Genomic DNA, 23,389 nt, shown 5'->3' with positions numbered 1-23,389 from the left:
CCAACAGTCCCGACATCGCGGCCTACCGGGCGGTCCGGACGCGGAGCTGGTCGACCAGCGCGGGCACCTGCTCCACGGCGGTGTCCGCGAACGGCACCAGGCTGAGCCAGACGTCCGCCGCGGCCAGCACGAAGTAGGGCGTCCCGTCGGGAAGCGTGTCCCGGAAGAGCTCGCCCGCCCCCGTCCGCAGGCCCCGCCAGGTGGGCAGCCGCCCGACACGCTGCCGGGTGAGCGGGGCCAGCTCCAGCAGGCCGAGCCCGGGAATCTCCTTGAGCACGGTGGCCGGGGCGGCGAACTCGGCGCCGGACTTCGCGTTCGGGCTCAGGGTCAGGCCGTCGTCGTGCTCCCGCACGCTCAGCGTCCGCAGCACGCCGAGCAGGTCCGTGGTCGTCGCTCCGTACAGCTCGGTCAGGAAGCAGTGCCGTCGCCCCCGCCAGACCGCCACGAGCCGGTCCTCGGTGAGCTGGATCTGCGGGTCGTAGGGCCGGGTGCGCGCGGTCAGGAGCGTGCCGCCACGGTAGGTGAGCTCCTCGTCGAACCGCTCGACGCCGAGCGTGCGGGCCACGTCGTCCGCGAGCCCGACCGGGCCGGCCGTGAACTCGTGCAGCCGGCCGCCGATCGTCACGTCCGCCACGGACGTGAACGGCGCGCCGAGGTCGAGGGCACCCTCCAGTACGAACCGACCGTCGTCGACGGCCCGGTGTGTCACCGGCGCCCCTGCGGCTGCTGCCATGCGACGCCCTTCGTCCGGCTCCGGAAGCAATCATCGGGACGATATACAGAGATGTAAATCTTTCACAAGACCCGCGGGTGGCGGCACGCGTCCGCCGGCTCCGCGTCCCGGCCGGGTGCCGACCAACCGCTGCGCGGGATCTGCGCCGCGCGCCGCGCGCACGTACTGTCGACGGGTGAGCATCCCGTCGTCATCGCCCGTCACCCTCGATGACCGCTTCGCGCGCCACCTCCCGGAACTGGCCGTTCCCTGGCGGGCCGACGAGCCCGCCGACCCGCGGCTGCTGGTACTCGACGAGCAGCTGGCCGCCGAGCTCGACCTGGACCCCGCCTGGCTGCGCGGCCCCGAGGGCGTCCGACTGCTGGTGGGTGTCGGCGTGCCCGACGGCGCCAACCCCGTGGCGCAGGCCTACGCCGGACACCAGTTCGGCAGCTTCGTCCCGCGCCTCGGCGACGGGCGCGCGCTGCTGCTCGGCGAGCTCGTCGACGCCGAGGGCCACGTCCGCGACCTGCACCTCAAGGGCTCCGGGCGGACTCCTTTCGCGCGCGGCGGCGACGGCCTTGCCGCGGTCGGCCCGATGCTGCGGGAGTACGTCGTCAGCCGGGCCATGCACGCCCTCGGCATCCCCACCACCCGCTCCCTGGCCGTGGTGGCCACCGGGCGGACGGTGCGCCGCGAGACCCCGCTGCCGGGTGCGGTGCTCGCCCGGGTCGCCAGCAGCCACCTGCGGGTCGGAAGCTTCCAGTACGCCCGGGCCACGGGCGAACCGGACCTCCTGCGCCGCCTCGCCGACCACGCGATCGCCCGGCACCACCCCGACGCCGCCGGGGCCGACCAGCCGTACGTCGCGCTGTTCGAGGCGGTCGTCGCCGCCCAGGCGTCGCTGGTGGCCCGCTGGATGCTCGTGGGGTTCGTCCACGGGGTGATGAACACCGACAACATGACGATCTCCGGCGAGACCATCGACTACGGGCCGTGCGCGTTCATGGAGGCGTTCGACCCGGCCACGGTCTACAGCTCGATCGACCGGGGCGGGCGCTACGCCTACGGCAACCAGCCGCTGGTGGCGCAGTGGAACCTCGCCCGGCTCGCCGAGTCCCTCCTGCCCCTCCTGCACGAGGATCAGGAGCGGGCGGTCGAGCTCGCGGAGGCGTCGCTGGCCGGGTTCCCCCGCGCGTACGACGCCGCCTGGTCGGCCGGCATGCGGGCGAAGCTCGGCCTGCCCGCCGATTCCGACCCCACGGCGCTCGCCGCGTCGACCGACGAGCTGTCGACCCTGCTCCAGGGCGGCCGGGTCGACCACACGTCGTTCTTCCGCGCGCTGGCCGTCGCCGCCCGGGGCGACGCCGAGCCCACCCGGCGCCTCTTCCCCGACCCCGTGCCGATCGACGACTGGTTGGCGCGCTGGCGGGCCCTGGGCCCCGACGCCGACGCGATGGACCGGGTCAACCCGGTCTACATCCCCCGCAACCACCTGGTCGAAGAGGCGCTCGCCGCGGCGTCCGACGGGGACCTGAAGCCGCTCGACCGGCTGCTGGAGGCGGTGACCGCCCCCTACGACGAACGCCCCGGGCTGGAGCGCTACGCCGCCGCGGCGCCGCCCGACTTCGGCGCCTACCGCACCTTCTGCGGCACCTGACCCCGGTGCCCGGGCGGGTGGCCGCGACGCCGCCCGGGCACCCCTGCCCGGTCACCGCCCCGTCGGCGTCCCCACTCCGGGTCGGCCGGCGCCGCCGTCGCCCACCCCCGACGGCCGGGCTGGGTACGGGTACTCAGCGACGGACCGGTGCGAGGGCTCAGGCATCCCGGGCCGGCCCCGGCCGAGGATGTCCACATGGCCGAGACGCTGCATCGATACTCTGATCCGTCCTCCTTCGCGCCGACAGCTCCCACGGTCGGCGAGCGCTGGCGCCGGACCCGACTGACCATCTTCGGCCGCGCCGTCGGTGCGGCGGTGCGGCTCGCCGGCCGCCATCCCGCGTCGTGGCGGTGGATGGCCAGGCGGCACCACCCGGCGCTGGAGGTGCTCGCGGCGGCGAACGCGCGGGCGGGGTGCGCACTCGCCGCCCTGGACGTCCCGGCGTACCGCGCCTTCCTGCGGGCCCGCCCGGCCGGGGCCCGCCGCCGGCTGCGCGACTTCCCGGAGACGGACAAGCTGAGCTACGTCGTCCCCTTCGACGCCTCCCGGCGTTGCCGGGGCGGGCGGCTGCCGGCCCGGGGCGTGGTGGTCGACGAGTCGGCCGGTTCGTCCGGCCGGCCCTTCAACTGGCCGCGCGGGGAGCGCGAACTGCGCGCGGTGCACCGCGACATCGCCGGCTACACCAGCCTGGTCTTCCCGATGCGGCGCCCGTTCGTCATCAACGCCTACTCGATGGGCGCCTGGGCGACCGGGACGACGACCGGTGCCGCGATGGCCCGCATCGCGGTGGTCAAGAACACCGGCCCGGACCTCGGCAAGATCGTCGACACGCTCCGCGAGTTCGGGCCCGACTTCGACTACCTGGTGACCGCGTACCCGCCGTTCCTGAAGCACCTGCGCGACCGGCTCGACGCCGAGGGCTTCGACTGGTCGCGCCACCGCGTCTTCGCCAGCTGCGGGGGAGAGGGGATGACGGAGGCGCTGCGCGGCTACCTGGAGGAGCGGTTCCTCCGGGTCCGGTCGGCGTACGGCGCCTCGGACCTGACGATCGGGATCGGCGCGGAGACCCGGTTCACGGTGTGGCTGCGGCGCCGCCTGCGCAGCGACCCCGAGCTGCGGGCGGCGTTGCTCGGCGCCGACGAGCAGCGGTCGCCCATGGTGTTCCAGTACAACCCGTTGGCCACCTACCTGGAGACCAACGAGCGCCGGGAACTGCTCTGCACGATCACCGGCCCCGACGTGCTCCAGCCACGGCTGCGCTACAACGTCGGCGACGAGGCGTTGCTCTTCTCCCACCGGCGGATCCTCGACCTGGTCGGCGGCGACCCGCGGCGCCGGGCCGAGTGTCGCGCGGCGCTGGCCAGCGAGCGGATGACCCTGCCGGTGCTGCTGCTCTTCGGCCGGCGCGACTCGACTGTGTCGTACCTGGGCGCCAACCTCTATCCCCAGGACGTCGAGTACGGCCTCTACGCCGGCAACCCGTACGCCGCCGAGATCAGCCGGTTCTGCCTGGCGTTGGCGGAGGACGCCGCCCTGGAGACCCGGCCGGTGGTCCATCTCGAACTGCGCCGTCCGCTGCCCGGGTCGGAGCGCGAGGCGCTCGCCGCGGCCTGCCGCGACGGGGTGCGACGTCACCTCGCGGCGGTCTCCCGCGACTTCGCCCAGTCGCTGACCGAGGACCCGACCGCCGGTGACCTCCGCGTCGAGCTGCACGAACCGGGCGCCGGCCCGTTCGCCGGCGAACAGAAGATCAAAAACGTCTACCTGGTGGGCTGACCTATGCGTACCCGTGACTTCTCCAAGGCCCCGGCGCGGGCCCAGGCCGGCGCCATGTTCTTCGGCGCGACCCGCTACAGCGGGCCGCTGGCGATCCTGCGGCTCCTTCCGGCCTGGCTGCGGATGGTCCGCGACATGCGCCGCATGTCCGGCTACCGCTGGCACCGGGTGTACTGGGAGTTCCCCTTCACCCTCGGCACCGTCGCGTTCTTCGCCGACCGCGAGGCCATGCTGCGCTTCGCCCGGTCCCGGCACCACCGCGAGCTGATGGTCTGGCTCACCGACGGTAACCGCAACGCGACCGCCGGCTTCATCCGGCTCTTCACGGCCGAACCCGACGGCTACTCCAACGGGGTGTGGCGGGCCGAGTCCGCCGAGATGGGGCACATCGCGACCTTCACGCCGCTGGGCTCGGAGACGGTGGGACCGGCGGTGCGGCGATGACCGCTGCCGGCGGTCTCGAACGGGTCGTCGACCGGCGCGGCCTGCGGGCGTTCCTCGGGCTCACCGACCGGCTGTACGCGGGCGAGCCGCGCTTCGTCCCGCCGTCGCGGCAGCAGGTGCGGCGGTGGTGGCGCGAAGGCGTGCCGATGTACGTGCTCCGCGACGACGCCACCGGCGCGGTCGTCGGCCGGACCACCCTGCACACCGACGCCGGCTTCGACGCCAAGCTCGGCCGCCGCTGCCAGCTCTTCGGGCTCACCGAGTTCACCCCGGCGGCGGCGCGACCGCTCCTCGCGGCGATGGCCGCCGCCGCGCGGGCGGCCGGCGACCGGGACGCGCTCTTCGGCCCGGTGGCGTTGCTGCCCAACCAGTCGGGCGGGGTCGTCACCTCCGGGTACGCCGACCGGGGCTTCATCGACAGCGCCTGGAACCCGCCGCGCTACGTGGCCGCGTACGAGTCGTGCGGGTTCCGCCGGCGCTTCGAGTCGGACACCTGGATCTGCCCGGTCACCCCGGGCGGGGACGCCCCGCCCCGCACCGACCCGGACGGCGCCGAGCTGGCGGTGCACCGGGGCGACGTCCGGCGCCTCGCCGAACAACTCGACCTGCTGCGCGAGCTGCTGAACGCGTCCTTCGCGCAGCTCGACTACTACACGCGGATCTCCGCCGCGCAGCTGCGCCGGCAGACCGACGGGCTGGCGTACCTGCTGGACGAGTCGCTGCTGCTGTACCTGACCCGGGCCGGGCGGCCGGTGGCGTTCGTGCTGTGCGTGCCGGACATCAGCGAGTTCGTGGTCCGGGTCCGGGGCGACCTCAACCCGGTCAACCAGCTCCGGCTGCTGGCGCTGCGCCGTCGGTACCGGCGGGAGGCGGTGCTGATCGTCAAGGGGGTGCTGCCCGGCCACCAGGGGCGCGGATACCAGCGGGTGCTCTCCGCCGCGCTGCGCCGCAACCTGCACGCCGGCGGGTACGCCACGCTGCGCAGCACCTACGTCGGCCGGGACAACCCGGCCTCCGCCGCGCAGTACCGGGCGATGGGCGGCCGGCCGCTGCACGGGTACACCTTCTACGAGAAGGCGCTGTAGATGGCACTCGCGGCCTTCCGGGCGCTGGAGCCGCTCTGCTGGCGGGCGCCGAGCGCGCACAACACCCAGCCGTGGCGGCTGGACCACGGGGCCGGGGCGGTCCGGGTGGGGTGGGAGCAGGCCTACGCGCTGCCGGCGGCCGATCCCTCCGGGCGGGACCTGCGGCTGTCGCTGGGCGCCTTCGTCGAGACCTGCCTGGTCGTCGCGGCCGACGCGGGGCTGTCGATGCGGTTCGTCGCGGACCACTGCGCCGAGGAGCGTCGGGTGGGCTGGCTGCGGGCGTCCCCGCACCGCTACGACACCCCCTTCGACGCGGCGCAGGTGCTGACTCGCCGCACCCACCGGGGCCGCTACTCGGCCGGCCCGGACGCCGAGGTGCTGGCGGCCGTCGACGCCGTCGCGCGGGCCGCCGGCGGGGCGGTCCGGACCGTACCGGACGCCCGCCTGCTGGCCCGCCTGCTGCGGGTCGCCGACCGCTGGACGTACGCGGATCCCGCGGTGGTCGGCGAGCTGCGGTCGTGGCTGCGGCTCACGCCGGCGCACCCGGCCTACCGCGCCGACGGGCTCACCGACCGCTGTCTGGGCCTCTCCGGGGGCGAGGCGCTCGCGTTGCGGGCGGCGCTGGCGGCGTACCCGGCGCTGCGCCGGCTGGGCCTGCCCCGGCTGCTCGCGGCGGCCGGCGGCGATCCGCTCGCGCGCGGGGGCGCGGTGATCGTCCTGGTCGCTCCGCCCGGGGCGGACGACGCCACGCAGGTCGAGTTCGGCCGGGTGCTGGCCCGCGTCTGGCTGACCCTGCACACGGCCGGGCTGGCGGCGCACCCGCTGAGCCAGCTCATCGACGCGCCCGCCACCCGCGACGCCCTCGGCTCGCTGCTGGGCGTGGCGCCGGGGCGGCTGCTGCACGTGGCCCGCGTCGGCCGGCCCGGGGGACCGGCGGCGCGCTCGGCGCGCCGCGTCGGCGGCGACCCGGCGGGTACGTCGGCTTCGTGACCGCACGCTTGCCGAACGTAGTCGGATGGCCGAGGGTCGAGGCGCACTCACATCCGCGCACGCCCGAGGGAGCCCCATGCAGCCGTTCGACCTGACCAGTGGCGACCAGATCCTCAACCAGAACGCGTTGGCGAACAACGTCAGCGGGATGAACCTCTCCGTGCGCACCGACCTCGGCAACCGCGTGGAGGCGTGGCGCCCCGGCCCCGGCGTCACCGGCGACCAGCGCTTCTTCTGCCACGGCTACGCCCTGGGCACCTTCGGCGCGCACATGTACACCGTGTGGGGCGGCTTCCTGCCCCGGGTGCTGGCCGACGAGTACCAGGCCCTCGGGCGCGTCGACGTCGCCCGGGGCGTCCGGTCCCGGGACGTCCTGGTCTGGTGGCTGGGGGCCACGGACGCGTACCACTCGGCGGTGGTGGAGGAGCCGGTGACCCTGCCCACCGGCGCGCTGAACCAGGCGCAGACGAAGGTCAGCTCGAAGACCGGCACCGGCCCGCTGTGGAAGGGCGTCCTGGCCGAGGACGTGAAGCAGCAGTACCGCGCCGCGGCGTACGTCGAGGTCTACCGCCGCAACCCGTGACCCGCCACGCGGGGCGGCGCGACGCCGCCGCCCCGTGCCCGGGGGCGGACCCGGACGGCGACGGGGCCGGCGTGGCGAGGCGGGCCCGGGACGGCTCAGCATCGAGAGACACCGATTGACAAAGTTTGGATTCTAAACTTAATCTGCGGACGCGACCGGTGCCGGCGCGTTCGCGGTGGCGCCCGCCGCGACCCCGTCCCAGCGGATTACCAGGCGAGGAGCGTCATGGCCGCAAGACAAGGCACGACGAGAAGTACCCGATGGCGGCTGGGGCTGTTCACCAGCGCCCTCACGATGCTCCTGGTGAGCCTCGGCATGACGGTGGCCGTGAGCGCGCACGCGGCGGCCGGCTGCCGGGTGGCGTACTCGGCCAACCAGTGGCCGGGCGGCTTCACCGCCAACGTGGCCGTGACGAACCTCGGCGACCCGGTCAACGGCTGGCGCCTGACCTGGACGTTCCCCACCGGCCAGCGGGTGACCTCGGCGTGGAACGCCAACGTCACGTCGCTCGGCGCCGACGCGACCGCCACCGACGTCGGCTACAACGCCGCCATCGGCACCAACGGCACGGTGTCGTTCGGCTTCAACGGCTCGTGGTCGGGCGCCAACACCGCCCCCACGTCGTTCGCCCTCAACGGGGTCGCCTGCACCGGCGGTGTCGGCCCCACCACCGCGCCGCCGACCACCGCGCCGCCGACCACCGCGCCGCCGACCACCGCCCCGCCGACCACCCCGCCGCCGACCGGCGACCCGCTGGCCTACGTGGCGGCCATGCAGCCCGGCTGGAACCTCGGCAACAGCTTCGACGCGGTCGGCAGCGACGAGACGGCCTGGGGCAACCCGCGGGTCACCGAGGCGCAGCTGGACGCCGTCCGCGCGCAGGGCTTCAACAGCATCCGGATCCCGGTCACCTGGAGCAACCACCACGGGCCCGCGCCGGCGTACACGATCGACCCGGCGTGGCTGAACCGGATCAAGGAGGTGGTCGGCTGGGCCCTGGCCGACGGCTTCTACGTCATGATCAACCTGCACCACGACTCGTGGCAGTGGATCCACGAGATGCCGACCAACCGCGCCACCGTCCTCAACCGCTACAACGCGCTCTGGACCCAGATCGCGGCCGCGTTCCGGGACGCCTCGCCGAAGCTGCACTTCGAGAGCGTCAACGAACCGCAGTTCGCCAACAGCTCCGGCGACGCCCAGAACGCGCAGCTGCTGCACGAGCTCAACACGTCCTTCCACCGGATCGTGCGGGCCTCCGGCGGCAACAACGCCACCCGGATGCTCGTCCTGCCGACCCTGCACACCTCGTCGGAGCAGCCCCGCGTCGACGAGCTGGCGAGCACCTTCACCCAGCTCAACGACCGCAACCTGATCGCCACGGTGCACTTCTACGGCTACTGGCCGTTCAGCGTGAACGTCGCCGGGGGCACCCGGTTCGACGCGACCACCCAGAAGGACCTCACCGACGCCTTCGACCGGGTGCACAACGCCTTCGTCGCCAAGGGCATCCCGGTGGTCATCGGCGAGTACGGCCTACTCGGCTTCGACCGGCACACCGGCACCATCCAGCAGGGCGAGAAGCTCAAGTTCTTCGAGTTCCTCGGCTGGTACGCGCGGACCAGGAAGATCACCACCCAGCTCTGGGACAACGGGCAGCACCTCGACCGGACCACCTTCCGGTGGAAGGACGCGGAGCTGTTCGCGCAGATCAGGTCGAGCTGGACCACCCGCTCCGGCACGGCCTCGTCCGACCAGGTGTACGTGCCGCGTACCGGATCGGTCACCGCGAAGTCGCTGACGCTGAACCCGAACGGGACCAGCTTCCAGGGGCTGTACCAGGGCGGCACCGCCCTGGTGCGGGGCACCGACTACACCGTGTCGGGCGACCAGCTCACGCTCACCGCGAGCGCGCTGACCCGGCTGGTCGGCAACCGGGCGTACGGGGTGAACGCCACCCTGCACGCGCGGTTCTCCGCCGGGGTGCCGTGGCGGATCGACGTGCTCACGTACGACCCGCCGGTGCTGTCGAGCGCCACCGGCACCACCACCTCGTTCGCCGTCCCGACCCAGTTCCGCGGCGACCAGCTCGCCACGATGGAGGCGAGGTACGCCGACGGCCGCAACGCCGGCCCGCACGACTGGACGTCGTTCAAGGAGTTCGACGTCGCCTTCGCCCCCGACTACGCCGGCAACCGGATCACGTTGCGGGAGGCCTTCTTCGCGGCGGTCGACGAGGGCGCCCGGGTGACCCTCACCTTCCACTTCTGGAGCGGCGCGACCGTCACGTACCACGTCACCAGGACGGGCAGCGGCGTCACCGGCGTCGCGGCCAGCGCCGCGAGGGTGGGCTGACCCGAACCGGTGTGCGACGGGCCGCGACCGCCAGCCGGTCGCGGCCCGTCGCCCCGGGCGGTCGGGCCGGAATGTCGGGCCGCGATGGTATGCATGGGCAGGACCATCGCCGCCCCGCACCCGGGGCGATCCCGACAGGAGGTTCCGTGCCCATCGAGCTGTTGAACCCCGACGGGCTGCCGAAGCCCGAGATGTATCGGCAGGTGGCCGTGGCCTCCGGCTCGCGGATGGTGTTCCTCGCCGGCCAGGTGGCCCGCACCGAGACGGGCGAGCCGGTCGGCGCCGGCGACCTGGCGGCGCAGACCGAGCAGGCCTACCTCAACGTGGCGACGGCGCTGGCGGCGGTGGGCGGCAGCTTCGACGACGTGGCGAAGCTGACCGTCTACGTCGTCGACTGGAGCGCGGAGAAGATGGCGGCGCTCGGGGAGGGCGTCGGGCGGGCCGCCGCGCGGCTCGGTGTCGACCCCGTCAAGCCGGTCACCCTGCTGGGGGTGGCGGCCCTCGGCGAGCCGGACCTGCTCATCGAGGTCGAGGCCGTCGCCGTCCTGCCGTAGGGCCGCGTCCGCCCGGCGGTGGCCGGCCGGCCCGCTCAGTCGGCCGCCGCCGTGCCGGCGACGCCCAGCAGCGAGCCGAGCCAGCGCAGCTGACGCCGGGCGTGGGTGGCCTCCCCGCCCTCGTGGCCGTTGAACGGGTACGCGTGCAGCTCCCGGCGCGCCGCGCTCCGCCGGCCCGACCCGGCGCCGTACTGGTTGTAGGCGGCGAAGGCGGTGCTCGGCGGGCACACGGTGTCGCGCAGCCCGACGCCGAAGTGCGCGGGCGCGTCCGCCCGGCGGGCGAAGCTGACCCCGTCGACGTAGGACAGCGTGCGCCGCACCGCCTGCGCCGCCTCCCGCTGCACCGCGAGGTACCGGACGATCTCGCCGTACGGCGAGGCGTCGGTGAGCTCGACGGCCCGCTCGATGTGGCAGAGGAACGGGGCGGTGACCAGCACCGCCGCGAGGTCGCCGACGAGGCCGGCCACCGCCAGGGCGAGTCCGCCGCCCTGGCTGTTGCCCGCCACGGCGACCCGGGAGGCGTCGGCCCCCGGCAGGGCGCGGGCCGCGTCGACCGCGCGGACCGCGTCGGTGATCAGCCGGCGGTAGTAGTAGTCGCCCGGCGCCAGGATTCCCCGGGTCACGACGCACGGCCCGCCGGGCGCGCCGTGCGGGTCCGGGGTGTCGCCGCCGCCGTACTGCCCGGCCTGCCCCCGGTTGTCCATCAGCAGGTGGGCGTACCCGGCGACCGGCCACGTCAGCCGCTCGTGCGGCAGGCCCCGCCCGCGCCCGTAGCCGACGTACTCGACCACCGTGGGCAGCGGCGCGTCGACGCCCGCGGGGCGGGTGTACCAGGCCCGCACCGGGTCGCCGCCGAAACCGGCGAACGTGACGTCCCACGAGTCGACCAGGCGCAGGCCCGTCCGCTCCGGCCGGACGTCGACGAGCACCGGCCGGGCGGCTGCCTCGGCGAGGGTGACCCGCCAGAACTCGTCGAAGTCGGCGGGCTCGGCGACGGCGGGCGCGTACCGCTCCAGTTGGTCCAGGGGGAGGTCGAACAGGGGCACGGATCCTCGCAGGGGTCGTCCGGGCGGCGACCGGGCGGGAGGGATCTCGTCGCCGAGGCCGTCGTAAACGTATCCGAAAGTTTCGAGGACATCCAGTGTCCCCGGCCGTGCAGTCGAGCACCGCGCCGGTCGGCGCGTACGCCCGATCCCCCGTACGGTACGGCGTCGGGCGGCCGTTCTGGCAGTCTTGACACATCCTTTCGGTGCACCTAGGTTGCCGAAAAAGGGCCACACGGATTTCCGAAAGTTTCGGTGCGGAAGGCGCTCGCGTCGCGCCCCCGATCCGCCGTGGGGCGCGAGGCACCGCCGGATCAGAGGGGTGTGGCATGAGTGGTCGGTCGCCCGTCGACAGCCGCCCGGCGTCCCGCCGCGCGCCGCCGCCCCCGGCCGCCCCCGGGCCGGCGCCGCGTCGTCGCCGCAGCTGGCGCCAGGCCGTCCGCCGGGACTGGCAGCTCTACTCGCTGGCCGTCCTGCCGCTGCTCTTCTTCCTGGTCTTCCGCTACCTGCCCATGGCCGGCAACGTCATCGCGTTCCGTCGGTTCGAGCCGGGCGGCAGCGTCTTCGGCGAGTACTGGGTGGGTCTGCGGTACTTCCGGATGTTCCTCGCCGACCCGACGTTCTGGGAGGTCTTCACCAACACCCTGGTGCTGGGGGCGCTGACCCTGCTGTTCTGCTTCCCGCTGCCGATCGTGCTGGCGTTGCTGCTCAACGAGGTCCGGGTCCGCCGGCTCAAGCGCTTCGTGCAGTCCGTTTCCTACCTGCCGCACTTCCTGTCGATCGTGATCGTGGCGGCCATGGTCATGCAGCTGCTCAGCGTGGACGGCACCGTGAACCAGATCGTGCGCGGCCTCGGCGGCGAGGCGGTGCCGTTCCTCCAGCGACCGGAGTGGTTCCGGGCGGTCTACGTCTCCTCCGAGGTCTGGCAGACCGTCGGCTGGGGCACGATCCTCTACCTCGCCGCCCTCACCGGCATCGACGACGACCTTTACGAGGCGGCCCGGATCGACGGTGCCGGCCGGTGGCGCCAGACCTGGCACGTGACGCTGCCCGGCATCCGGCCGACCATGGTCACGCTGCTGATCCTCAACATCGGCGCGTTCATGGCGGTCGGGTTCGAGAAGATCCTGCTGCTCTACAACCCGTTGACGTACCCGACCGCCGACGTGCTCTCCACCTACCTCTACCGGATGGGCTTCGAGTCCAGCAACTTCAGCTACGCCGCCGCCATCGGCCTCTTCGAGGCGGTGATCGGACTGGTCCTGGTCCTGACGGCGAACACCATCTCCCGCCGCACGGTGGGGACGAGCCTGTGGTGACGGCCCGGACCGGTGGCGGCGCGCCGAGCGGCGGCAGGCGGGTGGGAATCCGGCCGACCCGGGGACGCCGGGTCTTCCAGGCGGCCAACGCGCTCGTCCTGACCGGCGTGGTGATCGTGACGCTGTACCCCTTCGTCAACATCGTGGCCCGCTCGCTCAGCGACGAGGCCTACCTCATCGCCGGCCGGGTCAACCTCGTCCCGCGCGGGTTCGACCTCACCGCGTACGAGCTGGTCGTGTCGGACTCGATGTTCTGGACCAACTACCGCAACACCGTCGTCTACACCGTCGTCGGCACGTGCATCTCGATCGTCCTGACCACCTGCTACGCGTACGTCCTGTCGAAGCCGCGGCTGCGCGGGCGCGGCGCGCTCGTCGGCGTCGCGGTGTTCACCATGTTCTTCTCCGGCGGGCTGATCCCCAACTACGTGCTGATCACCAGCCTGGGGATGAAGAACTCCCTCTGGGCCGTCGTCGTGCCCAACGCCATCAACGTGTTCAACCTGCTGGTGATGAAGGCGTTCTTCGAGGGCCTGCCGGTCGAGCTGGAGGAGGCCGCCGCGGTCGACGGCCTGAACACGTACGGCATCCTGCTGCGGATCGTGCTGCCGCTCTCGAAGGCCGTCGTCGCCACGATGGTGCTGTTCTACGCGGTGTCCCTCTGGAACTCCTGGTTCACCGCCTTCCTCTACCTGGATCAGCAGGAGATGTTCCCGGTCACCGTCTACCTGCGCAACCTGATCGCGGGCGCCACCGGCGCCCAGTCCGCCGGCGGGGTGGCCGACGCCGACGCGGTCCAGGCCGCGGCCACCCTCCAGGCGGTGACCATCGTGCTCACCACCCTGCCGATCCTGGCGGTCTACCCCTTCATCCAGCGGTACTTCGTCTCCGGCGTGATGCTCGGCGCGGTCAAGGGGTAGCCCGGCCGCGCGCACCCGGTTCCGTCCCGTACCCGCACACCCCACCACCGAAAGGACGGCCATGCCCCACAGAACGCGCCGCCGCGCGGCGGCCACCGCCGTCGGCCTGCTGATGCTCGGCCTCGCGGCCTGCTCGGAGGACGCCCCGCAGAGCAAGGACCTCTCCGGCAACCGGGCCGGCGCGATGGCCGAGTACGGCGTCGGGGACCAGTTCAAGGCCACCGAGACGATCTCCTTCCCCATCCTCTACAACAACCACTCCTTCTATCCGCTCAAGGACGAGTGGCCGTTCTGGTCGGAGCTGACCAGGCGGACCAACGTGCGGCTCGAGCCGGTGGCCGTGCCGCTGAGCGACTACGAACAGAAGCGCAGCCTGCTGATCGGCGCCGGCGACGCCCCGCCGATCATCCCGAAGACCTACCACCCGGCCGAGAACGCGTTCGTCTCCTCGGGCGCGATCCTTCCGGTGAGCGACTACCTGGACCTGATGCCGCACCTCAAGGACAAGATCGACAAGTGGCGGCTCCAGCCCGAGATCGACACGCTGCGCCAGTCCGACGGCAAGTTCTACCTCCTGCCGGGGGTGCACGAGAAGCCCACCCACGAGTACTCGCTGGCGATCCGGCAGGACGTCCTCGACCAGCTCGGCCTCCCGGTCCCGAAGACCTGGGACGAGCTGCACACGGTGCTCAAGGCCATGAAGGCGAGGTACCCGGACACGTACCCCCTCTCCGAGCGGTGGGCCAAGCCCACCCCGGGCGGCAACCTGCTGAACATCGTCGGCGCGTCCTTCGGCACCCAGGCCGGCTGGAGCTACCAGCACGCCTCCTGGGACGCGGCCGCCGGCAGGTTCACCTACACCGGTGCCACCGAGCAGTACCGGCAGATGCTCCAGTACCTCCACAAGCTCGTCGCCGAGGGGCTGCTCGACCCGGAGAGCTTCACCCAGACCGACGACGCCGCGCGCCAGAAGCTCGCCAACGGCAAGTCGTTCGTCATCGGCGCCAACGCGCAGACCCTGGTCAACGAGAACCGACCGGACCTCGCGAAGACCCTGCCGAACGCCAAGCTGGTCAAGATCCCGCTGCCGGTCGGCCCGGCGGGGGAGATCAACCCCGCGAGCCGCCTGGAGAGCGGCATCATGATCTCCAAGAAGGCCCGCGACAGCCGGAACTTCGTCGCCATGATGCAGTTCATCGACTGGCTGTGGTATTCCGACGCCGGCCAGGAGTTCGCCAGGTGGGGCGTGGAGGGGACGACCTACACCAGGGACGGCTCCGGCAGGCGGGCCCTCGTCCCCGACGTCAACGTCCTCGGGCTCAACCCCAGGGCGGGCAGACACCTGCAGAAGGACTTCGGCTTCTACAACGGGGTCTTCACCTACGGCGGCAAGCTCGAACTGGTGCAGTCCTTCTTCTCCCCCGAGGAGCTGGAGTTCCAGCGGGCGATGAACGCGCGCAAGCCGGTCGGGGTGGCGCCGCCGTACCCGCTCACCGACTCCGAACGGGAACAGGCGTCGCTCTGGGAGACCCCGCTGAAGGACTTCGTCACCCAGAACACGCTGAAGTTCATCCTCGGGCAGCGGCCCCTCACCGAGTGGGACACCTACGTCACCGAGCTGAGGGGCAAGAACATGGACGCCTACCTGGAGCTGGTCAACAAGGCGCACGAGCGCTTCCAGAAGGAGAACGGCTGAGCACCCGGGCCGGCCGGGGACACGGGGCCCGGCCGGACCGGCGGCCACCGGCGCGCCGGACAGCGGAGGAGAACGATGCGCATCACCGTCGACGACCAGCCCACCGGCCGGCTGACCGACGCCTGGCGCGCCTGCGTCGGCGCCGGCCGGTTCGAGCTCGCCCTGCGCCGCGACTACCAGGACTCCCTGGCCCTCGTGCAGCGCGACATCGGCTTCCGGCACCTGCGCGCCCACGGGCTGTTCAGCGACGGCGTCGGCGTGCACCGCCCCTACCAGCACCGGGGCGCCCGCCGGGTGCACCACGCCTTCACGTACGTGGACCAGGTGATCGACGCGTACCTCGCCCTCGGCATCCGGCCCTTCGTGGAGCTGGGCTTCATGCCCTCGGGTCTCGCCTCCGGCGACCAGACGGTGTTCTGGTGGCGGGGCAACGTCACCCCGCCGGCCTCCTGGTCGGAGTGGGCCGACCTGGTCCGCGCCACGGTGGCCCACCTGGTCGACCGGTACGGCCTCGCCGAGGTGCGGGGCTGGCCGATCGAGGTGTGGAACGAACCAAACCTGCCGAACTTCTGGCCGGGCGCCGACCGGCAGGCGTACCACCGCCTGTACGAGGTGTCGGCGCGCGCGGTCAAGGAGGTAGACGCCGCGCTACAGGTCGGCGGCCCGGCCATCTCGCCCGGCGCCGACGAGTGGCTGGTGCCCTTCGCCGAGTTCGTGGCCGACCGCGACGTGCCGGTCGACTTCGTCAGCCGGCACGCCTACACCTCCGGGCCCGCCCAGCACGTGCCGTTCGGCACCCACCAGACCCTGGCCCCGGCCGCGGAACTCCTGACGCAGTTCGGCGCGGCCCGCCGGCACCTGCGGGGCACCGCGCTGGCGGAGCTGCCCGTGCACGTCACCGAGTTCAACTCCTCCTACCGGCCGGACAACCCGGTCCACGACACGGCGTTCCACGCGGCGTACCTCGCCCCCGTGCTCGCCGGCGGCGGCGAGCTGGTCGACTCCTTCTCCTACTGGACCTTCAGCGACGTCTTCGAGGAGGAGGGCGTGCCGACCGCGCTGTTCCACGGCGGGTTCGGGCTGCTCACCCACCGGCAGATCAAGAAACCCACCTACCACCTGTACGCGTTCATGGCCCGCCTCGGCGACGAGGTGCTGGCGCGCGGGCCCGACCACCTGGTCACCCGGCACCCCGACGGCCGGCTCGCAGTGCTGGCCTGGTCCCCGGTGGACGTGACCGGTCGGGCCCCCGCACCCGACCGGCACCCGCTCGCCCTGTCGGTCCCGCTCGGCCCGCCCGGCGTCACGTCGGCGTTCCTGCTCCGCTCGTCGGTCGGCGAGGAGGCCGGCAACGCCTGGGCGGCCTGGGGCGAGATGGGCCGCCCGCGCTCGCCCCTGCCCCGGCAGCTCGACGCGCTCCGCGAGGCCGCCGAACCGGCCCGCACCCACCGCGCCCTGCCGGTCACCGCCGGACGGGTCGACGTCGATCTCACCCTCGCCCGGCACGAGGTCACCCTCGTCGAGATCACGCCCGTACGCGACGAGACCCCGCCCTGGTGGGACGGCGGCCGGCTGCTCGGCCGGCCGGCCGGTGCCGACCCGGAGCAGCGGCCGTGAGCGACGCGACGCGGAGCGGGCGGCAGTTCGGCGACGGGCCCCTCGGCCGGTTCACCGCGCTCGTGCACACCCTGCTGGTCGTCGAGCTGCTGCTCCTGCTCACCACCCTGCCCGGCCTGCTCCCGCTCCTCCTGCTCGACCGCGACGCCAGCAACCTGCCGCTGGCCGCGGCCTGCCTGGTCCCCGTCGGGCCGGCGGTCTCCGCCGCGCTCTACGCCCTGCGCCACCAGCGCCCGGACCCGACGGACCTGCGCCCGGCCGCCCTGTTCCGGCGGGGCTACCGCGACAACCTGCCGGGCGCGCTGCGGGTCTGGGTGCCGGCGCTGCTCTGGTTGACCGTCGTCGCGGTGAACCTCGCCCACCTGGCCGCCGCGGCCGTCCCGCCCTGGTGGGCGGCGCTGCTGCTGCTCGTCGCGGTGGCGGTGGCGCTCTGCGCGGCCAACGCCCTGGTGGTCACCTCCCTGTTCACCTTCCGGACCCGCGACGTGGCCCGGCTGGCCCTGTACTTCCTGGTCCGCGCCCGGGGCGTCACCCTCGGCAACCTCGCCCTGCTCGCCGCGGCGGCCGGGGTCACCGCGGTCTTCTCCGAGGCGGTGCTGGCGATGTCGGGGGCGCTCTTCGTCCTGGCGTTCCTGCGGATCAGCGACCCGATGACCGAGCGGATCCGCAAGGAGTTCACCGCGTGAGCCGGCCTCCCGATGCCGGGGCGGTGCCGGCGACCGCGACGCCCGCGCGCCCGGGCCAGCCGCCCGCGCACGCCGCCTGGCTGCCGCCGGAGGCGTTCCGGGACGTCGGCGCGCGCCGTGTCCTGGTGCACGGCGAGGGCCTGCTCGTCGACACGGTCCTCGACGAGGTCCGCCGGGCCTGCACCCGCTACGGCGGGCGGATGTGGCACACCCCGTCCTGGGACGTCGACGTCGACCTGGTGCTCGCGCTGCGCGGCGCCGGCCCGCTGCCCAACCCGGCGGCGGAGGCGACGCGGACGGCGACGGCGACAGCGCCGGCGGGCGACGAGGCGCTCGGCGACGAGGGGTTCCTGCTGGCCCGCACGGGCGGGGTGACCGTGGTGCTGGCAGACGCCCCGGCCGGCCTGCTGCACGGCCTGTTCCACGTGGTCCGTCTCGGCGCGGCGGCCTTCGCCGGCCCCCGCCGCGCGCGCCGGCACCGGCCGGCACTGCGCCGGCGCATGCTCGACCACTGGGACAACGTGGCCGTCCACCCGGTGATGGGGCAGGTCGAGCGGGGCTACGCGGGCGGCTCGATCTTCTGGCGCGCCGGCGTCGCGCGCCGCGACCTCGCCCGGGTGCGCGAGTACGGGCGGCTGCTGGCGGCCTGCGGCGTGAACGCGATCTCGGTGAACAATGTCAACGTGCACGCCGTCGAGGCCCGGCTGCTCACCGACCGGCTCGGCGACGTGGCCGAGATCGCCGACGCCCTGCGGCCGTACGGCATCCGGGTGCACCTGTCGGTCACGTTCGCGGCCCCCGTGGTGCTCGCCGGCCTGCCGACGGCCGACCCGCTGGACGAGACGGTGCGGCTCTGGTGGACCGCCGTCACCCGGCGGGTGTACGAGCGCATCCCGGACTTCGGCGGCTACGTGGTGAAGGCCGACTCCGAGGGACAACCCGGCCCGTTCACGTACGGGCGCGGCCACGCCGACGGGGCGAACCTGCTCGCCGGGGTCCTCGCCCCGCACGGGGGAGAGGTGCACTGGCGGGCCTTCGTCTACGACCACCGTCAGGACTGGCGGGACCGCTCCACGGACCGGGCCCGGGCCGCGTACGACCACTTCGCCCCGCTCGACGGGCGGTTCCGGGACAACGTCGTCCTCCAGGTGAAGTTCGGCCCGATGGACTTCCAGGTGCGCGAGCCGGTCTCCCCGGTGCTCGCCGCGATGCCGGCGACCCGGCTGGCGGTGGAGTTGCAGGTGACACAGGAGTACACCGGCCAGCAGCGGCACGTCTGCCACCTGGCCCCCTGGTGGAGCGAGGTGCTGCGGTTCGCGCCGTGGGGCCCCGCCGGCAGGACGGTCGCCGACGTGGTCGCCGGCGAGGCGGGGGAGGGCGGCGGCCTGGTCGGCGTCTCCAACGTGGGCGACGACTTCTTCTGGACCGGGCACCCCCTGGCCCAGGCGAACCTCTACGCCTTCGGCCGGCTGGCCTGGGACCCCCGCCTGGACCCCCGCGCGGTCCTCGACGAGTGGATCGGGCTGACCTTCCCGCCCCCGACGACCGAGGCCCCCGAGCGGGTACGCGAGACGCTGCACGCCATCCTCGACGACTCCTGGCGCACCTACGAGCGGTACACCGCCCCACTGGGCGTGGGCTTCATGGTCCGCCCCGGGCACCACTACGGCCCGGACGTCGACGGGTACGAGTACACGCCCTGGGGCACCTACCACTTCGCCGACCGGGACGGCGTCGGCGTGGACCGTACCCGCGCGTCGGGCACCGGCTTCACCGGCCAGTACCCGCGGCCCTGGGCGGAGGTGTACGAGTCGCGCGAGCGGTGCCCGGACGAGCTGCTGCTCTTCTTCCACCACGTTCCCTACGGGCACGTGCTGCACAGCGGGTCCACCGTCATCCAGCACATCTACGACACCCACTTCGCGGGGGTGCGGGAGGTGGCCCTGATGCGCCGGCGGTGGCGGTCGCTCGCCGGCCTGGTCGACCCGGCCCTGCACGACCGGGTCGGTGAACTCCTCGACGAGCAGCTGCGCAGCGCCACGCAGTGGCGGGATCAGCTCAACAGCTACTTCTTCCGCAAGTCGGGGGTGCCGGACGCGCGGGGACGCCGCATCCACTGACGGTGCCGCCGACCCGGCCGGCGCCGTGCCCGCCCGGCCGCCCCCCGGCGGCGAGCGGCTCCGCACGCTCGCCGCCGCCTGACGCCTGCCCGTCGGGTCGCCGCCGCAGAGCGCACCGTCGAAGTGGCCCGCGACGGCCGGCGGTCTCCACCATGGAGTCAGCTCGTGTGGACGAGGTGTGGGGGAGCGGGCGGCGCCGGAGCAGCAGGCCGTGGTGGTGTCCGGCGGGGCCCGGGCGGACCTCGTCGAGGCACCGCTCCACCACACCGCGACACGTTTGGAGACGTCATGGACAGAGACCCGCCCATTGTCATCGACGGCACCGGCCGGGACATTCACGGCGAGGCGGCCCGCATCCGTGAGCGCGGGCCCATCGCCCGGGTCGAACTGCCCGGCGGAGTGGCGGCCTGGTCGGTGACGGGCTACCAGACCGCCCGGCGCGTACTGGCGGACGAGCGGTTCTCCAAGGACGCCCGCCAACACTGGCCCGCGTACGTCGAGGGCACCGTCGACGCCGACTCCCCGCTGATCGTCTGGGCCCGGATGGAGAACATGTCGACCGCCCACGGGGAGCCGCACGCGCGCCAGCGCCGTCTCGTCGCGGGCGCCTTCACCGCCCACCGCGTGGCGGCCATGCAGCCGCGCATCGTACGCCTCGTCACGCGGGCCCTCGACGACCTCGCGGCGCGGGCGGCGGGGGAGCCGGACGGGCTCGTCGACCTGAAGGCCTGGTACGGCCATCCGGTGGCGTCCCAGGTGATGGCGGAGCTGCTCGGCCTGCCCCCGGCCGACCAGGACGGCATCCTCGCCGGCGCGGGCTACGTGCAGGCGAGCCCGCAGGAGATGGCGGCGGCGTTCGCCCGCGTACGCGGCAACGTCGCGGCCGTGGTGGCGGCGAAGCGCCGCGAGCCCGGCGACGACATGATCAGTGACCTGATCTCGGCGCAGGCGGACGAGGGCGCCGAGGCGGACGCGGAACTGGTGAGCATGGTGCTGCTGCTGCTGAACACGGGCACGGAGCCGGCCAAGAACCTCATCACCAACGCCGCCGCGGCGCTGCTGACCCGGCCCGACCAGCGCGACCTGCTGCGGGACGGGACGATCTCCTGGGACGACGTGGTCGAGGAGACGCTGCGGGCGGACGCCCCGGTGGCGCACCTGCCGTTCCGCTTCGCGGTGGAGGACGTGACCGTCGACGACGTCCGGGTGCGGCGGGGCGACCCGGTCGTGGTCAGCTTCGCGGCGACGGGCCGCGATCCGGAGCTGCACGGCGCCGACGCCGGCGAGTACGACGCCCGCCGGGCGGACAAGCGGCACGTGGCGTTCGGACACGGCGCGCACCGCTGCGTCGGCCCGACGCTGGCGCGCCTGGAGGCCCGCATCGCCCTGGAGTCGCTCTTCCTGCGCTTCCCCGGCCTGCGTCTCGGCGTGGCGCCAGAGCAGCTCACGTCGCAGGGCACGTTCATCATGAACGGCCGCGAGGCGCTTCCGGTCCGGCTGACCTAGGCGCCGGCGGTCCTGAGCGTCGAGGGCCGGCGGCGGTGGGTCGCGCCGCCGGCCCCCGCCCGCGGCGGGGCGGCCCGCGTACCGTCCGAGTTCTGCGCGCCGTGGCGCGGGCCACCCGCCGCCCCGGTGGCCGCCGGACGCGGCCCGGACGAGACGGTCGGGGGTACGGGCGTCGCTGAGCGGCGGCGTGCTGGACCCGAACAGGCCCGCGATCGTCTCCGGCCGCCCGGCCGGCCCGCCGTAGCACGTCTCCAGGCGCCCGCGGCGCGGTCCCCCTGCGGTGACGCGCGTGCTCCGGCCCCGCGCCCCACGGCACCCCCCCGGTACCGGCCCGCGCGGCGCACGCCGCGGCGGTCGTGCCCAGCTTCCCGACGCGGCGGTCGTGCCCAGCTCCCCGGCGCGGCCTGAGCTGCGCGCGCATCGGACGGTACGAGCAGCGCGACGACGTGGTGGCCCGTCCGGGGGGCGTAACGGACCCCGGCCGCGTGCCCGCCCTCCACCGCCGGGACGTGGACCGGGCCGCGAAGCCGAGCGCCCGTCCGGGTGGGACCTCTCCTGTCGTGCGCGACCGTCGGCCGCGCCGGACGGTGGGCAATCACGAAGGTGCGGGGGGTGACCCGGCGGTGATGAGAATCGACGCGTACCCACGCCGCACGCCGCGGCCCTGTTGGAAACACCACCCCCCGGGAGCGGAAATGACCATGGTCGGAAGCGATGTCCGTGTCGATGTCGATGGCGAGACGCTCGGCGTGCCGGATGTGCGTCGGGTCGCCGAGGACAGCGCGCGGGTCTCGCTCGGCCCGCAGGTGCTGGAACGCGCCGCCGCGAGCCGGGCGCAGTTCGAGGAGACCGTCCGGCAGAACATTCCCGTCTACGGGGTGACCACCGGCTACGGCGAGATGATCTACATGCTGGTCGACACCGCCAAGGAGACCGAGCTGCAGACCAACCTGGTACGCAGCCACAGCGCCGGCGTCGGCCCCCTGTTCAGTGAGCCCGAGGCCCGGGCGGTGGTCGTCGCCCGGCTGAACGCCCTGGCCAAGGGGCACTCGGCCGTTCGCCCGCTGGTGCTGGAGCGGCTCGCCCTCTACCTCAACGAGGGCCTCACCCCGGCCGTGCCCGAGATCGGGTCGCTGGGCGCCAGCGGTGACCTCGCCCCCCTGGCGCACATCGCCAGCACGCTGATCGGCGAGGGCTACCTGCTGCGTGACGGCAAGAAGGTGCCGACCGGCCCCGTGCTGCGCTCGATGGGCATCGAGCCGCTGCGGCTGCGCTTCAAGGAGGGACTCGCCCTGATCAACGGCACCTCGGCGATGACCGGCGTCGGTGCCCTGGTGGCCTCGCACGCCCTGGGCCAGGCCCGGCACGCCGAGATCGCCGCGGCGCTGGTCGTCGAGACGCTGCAGGGCTCGATGAGCCCGTTCCAGCCGGAGGGCCACGACATCGCCCGTCCGCACGCCGGGCAGATCGCCAGCGCCGCGAACATGCGCGCGCTGATGAACGGCAGCCGGCTCACCGTGGAGCACGCGGACCTGCGCAGGCAGGTGGCGGCCAGCAAGGAGAACGCCAACGGCAACGGCTCCGGGGTGCACCGCACCGACGTCTACCTGCAGAAGGCGTACTCGCTGCGGGCCATCCCGCAGGTGATCGGCGCGGTCCGCGACACCCTCAGCCACGCCCAGCTCAAGCTCGAGATCGAGCTCAACTCCGCCAACGACAACCCGTTGTTCTTCACCGACCGCGAGATCTTCCACGGCGCCAACTTCCACGGCCAGCCGGTCGCCTTCGTGATGGACTTCCTGACCATCGCGCTCACCCAGCTCGGCGTGCTCTCCGAGCGGCGCAGCAACCGGCTGCTGAACCGGCACCTCAGCTACGGCCTGCCGGAGTTCCTGGTCAAGGGCGAGCCCGGCCTGCACAGCGGCTTCGCCGGCGCCCAGTACCCGGCCACCGCGCTGATCGCCGAGCACCGCACGATCGCCCCGGCCAGCACCCAGAGCGTGCCCTCCAACGGCGACAACCAGGACGTCGTCAGCATGGGCCTGATCGCCGCCCGCAACGCCCGCCGGGTGCTGCGCAACAACAACATCATCCTCGCGCTGGAGTTCCTGGCCGCCGCGCAGGCGGTGGACATCTCCGGGCGCCTCGACGGCCTCAGCCCGGGCGCCCGGGTCGTCTACGACACCGTCCGGTCGCTGGTGCCCACCCTCGACGACGACCGCTACATGGCCGACGACCTCGAACTGGTCGCCGCCGAGCTCGAACGCGGCACGCTGCTGAACGCTCTGCTCGACGCCGGCGTCGAACTCAACTGAGGAGGGAT

18 protein-coding genes are annotated in these 23,389 nt (G+C 73.6%); 16 read left to right on the top strand and 2 right to left on the bottom strand.

What is annotated here, in order from left to right; all coding sequences use genetic code 11:
• Positions 1 to 22: 22 nt before the first annotated feature.
• Complete coding sequence (locus V6V16_RS10185) at positions 23 to 733, bottom strand: hypothetical protein (RefSeq protein ID WP_334561635.1); 711 nt, start codon at positions 731 to 733, stop codon at positions 23 to 25.
• Positions 734 to 908: 175 nt separating this feature from the next.
• Here V6V16_RS10185 and V6V16_RS10180 point away from each other — a divergent pair, with 175 nt between their 5' ends.
• The 8 genes from V6V16_RS10180 to V6V16_RS10145 all read left to right on the top strand — a co-directional run bounded on the left by V6V16_RS10180 (position 909) and on the right by V6V16_RS10145 (position 10,159).
• A complete protein-coding gene (locus V6V16_RS10180; RefSeq protein WP_334561634.1) occupies positions 909 to 2,372 on the top strand; it encodes a protein adenylyltransferase SelO in 1,464 nt (487 codons plus the stop codon).
• A gap of 195 nt (positions 2,373 to 2,567) precedes the next feature.
• Positions 2,568 to 4,148 (top strand): phenylacetate--CoA ligase family protein, encoded by a 1,581-nt coding sequence (locus tag V6V16_RS10175; RefSeq protein ID WP_334561633.1) that lies wholly within the window; start codon positions 2,568 to 2,570, stop codon positions 4,146 to 4,148.
• A 3-nt stretch (positions 4,149 to 4,151) separates the two neighbouring features.
• A complete protein-coding gene (locus V6V16_RS10170; protein WP_334561632.1) occupies positions 4,152 to 4,592 on the top strand; it encodes a DUF4188 domain-containing protein in 441 nt (146 codons plus the stop codon).
• Positions 4,589 to 5,677, top strand: coding sequence for a GNAT family N-acetyltransferase (locus V6V16_RS10165; protein WP_334561631.1), 1,089 nt, complete (start codon positions 4,589 to 4,591; stop codon positions 5,675 to 5,677). The genes V6V16_RS10170 and V6V16_RS10165 overlap by 4 nt, the downstream gene beginning before the upstream one ends.
• Positions 5,678 to 6,667: a nitroreductase gene (locus V6V16_RS10160; RefSeq protein ID WP_334561630.1), complete on the top strand. Its 990-nt coding sequence runs from the start codon at positions 5,678 to 5,680 to the stop codon at positions 6,665 to 6,667.
• 76 nt (positions 6,668 to 6,743) lie between these two features.
• Positions 6,744 to 7,250: a hypothetical protein gene (locus tag V6V16_RS10155; RefSeq protein WP_334561629.1), complete on the top strand. Its 507-nt coding sequence runs from the start codon at positions 6,744 to 6,746 to the stop codon at positions 7,248 to 7,250.
• 225 nt (positions 7,251 to 7,475) lie between these two features.
• Positions 7,476 to 9,605, top strand: a complete 2,130-nt coding sequence (locus V6V16_RS10150; protein WP_334561628.1) for a cellulase family glycosylhydrolase — start codon at positions 7,476 to 7,478, stop codon at positions 9,603 to 9,605.
• 146 nt (positions 9,606 to 9,751) lie between these two features.
• Positions 9,752 to 10,159: a RidA family protein gene (locus tag V6V16_RS10145; RefSeq protein ID WP_334561627.1), complete on the top strand. Its 408-nt coding sequence runs from the start codon at positions 9,752 to 9,754 to the stop codon at positions 10,157 to 10,159.
• Between the two features lie 35 nt (positions 10,160 to 10,194).
• Here V6V16_RS10145 and V6V16_RS10140 read toward each other — a convergent pair whose 3' ends face one another.
• A complete protein-coding gene (locus tag V6V16_RS10140; RefSeq protein WP_334561626.1) occupies positions 10,195 to 11,205 on the bottom strand; it encodes an acetylxylan esterase in 1,011 nt (336 codons plus the stop codon).
• A gap of 326 nt (positions 11,206 to 11,531) precedes the next feature.
• On the opposite strand from V6V16_RS10140, the gene V6V16_RS10135 reads away from it, so the two are divergent.
• From V6V16_RS10135 to cmdF, 8 genes are all read left to right on the top strand, one after another.
• Positions 11,532 to 12,521 carry an ABC transporter permease gene (locus V6V16_RS10135; RefSeq protein ID WP_334561625.1) on the top strand — a complete coding sequence of 330 codons (990 nt, stop codon included), beginning with the start codon at positions 11,532 to 11,534 and terminating at the stop codon, positions 12,519 to 12,521.
• Positions 12,518 to 13,441: a carbohydrate ABC transporter permease gene (locus tag V6V16_RS10130; protein ID WP_334561624.1), complete on the top strand. Its 924-nt coding sequence runs from the start codon at positions 12,518 to 12,520 to the stop codon at positions 13,439 to 13,441. Before V6V16_RS10135 ends, V6V16_RS10130 begins: the two co-directional genes overlap by 4 nt.
• A 61-nt stretch (positions 13,442 to 13,502) precedes the next feature.
• Complete coding sequence (locus V6V16_RS10125; RefSeq protein ID WP_334561623.1) at positions 13,503 to 15,137, top strand: ABC transporter substrate-binding protein; 1,635 nt, start codon at positions 13,503 to 13,505, stop codon at positions 15,135 to 15,137.
• A gap of 75 nt (positions 15,138 to 15,212) precedes the next feature.
• The gene (locus V6V16_RS10120) at positions 15,213 to 16,754 is read left to right on the top strand and encodes a GH39 family glycosyl hydrolase (protein WP_334561622.1); all 1,542 of its coding nucleotides are present in this window, start codon (positions 15,213 to 15,215) and stop codon (positions 16,752 to 16,754) included.
• Entirely contained in the window at positions 16,751 to 17,440 is a 690-nt protein-coding gene (locus V6V16_RS10115) for a hypothetical protein (protein ID WP_334561620.1), read from the top strand. The genes V6V16_RS10120 and V6V16_RS10115 overlap by 4 nt, the downstream gene beginning before the upstream one ends.
• Positions 17,437 to 19,560 carry an alpha-glucuronidase gene (locus tag V6V16_RS10110; protein ID WP_334561618.1) on the top strand — a complete coding sequence of 708 codons (2,124 nt, stop codon included), beginning with the start codon at positions 17,437 to 17,439 and terminating at the stop codon, positions 19,558 to 19,560. Before V6V16_RS10115 ends, V6V16_RS10110 begins: the two co-directional genes overlap by 4 nt.
• 288 nt (positions 19,561 to 19,848) lie before the next feature.
• Positions 19,849 to 21,066, top strand: coding sequence for a cytochrome P450 family protein (locus V6V16_RS10105; protein WP_334561617.1), 1,218 nt, complete (start codon positions 19,849 to 19,851; stop codon positions 21,064 to 21,066).
• Between the two features lie 695 nt (positions 21,067 to 21,761).
• Positions 21,762 to 23,381: a tyrosine 2,3-aminomutase gene (gene cmdF, locus V6V16_RS10100; protein WP_334561616.1), complete on the top strand. Its 1,620-nt coding sequence runs from the start codon at positions 21,762 to 21,764 to the stop codon at positions 23,379 to 23,381.
• Positions 23,382 to 23,389: the final 8 nt, after the last annotated feature.

Source organism: Micromonospora sp. CPCC 205561 (assembly GCF_036906775.1).
In the GTDB taxonomy this organism is placed as follows: Bacteria; Actinomycetota; Actinomycetes; order Mycobacteriales; family Micromonosporaceae; genus Micromonospora.
The sequence above is the reverse complement of the archived record's forward strand: the minus strand, read 5'-3'. Positions and strand labels throughout refer to the sequence as shown.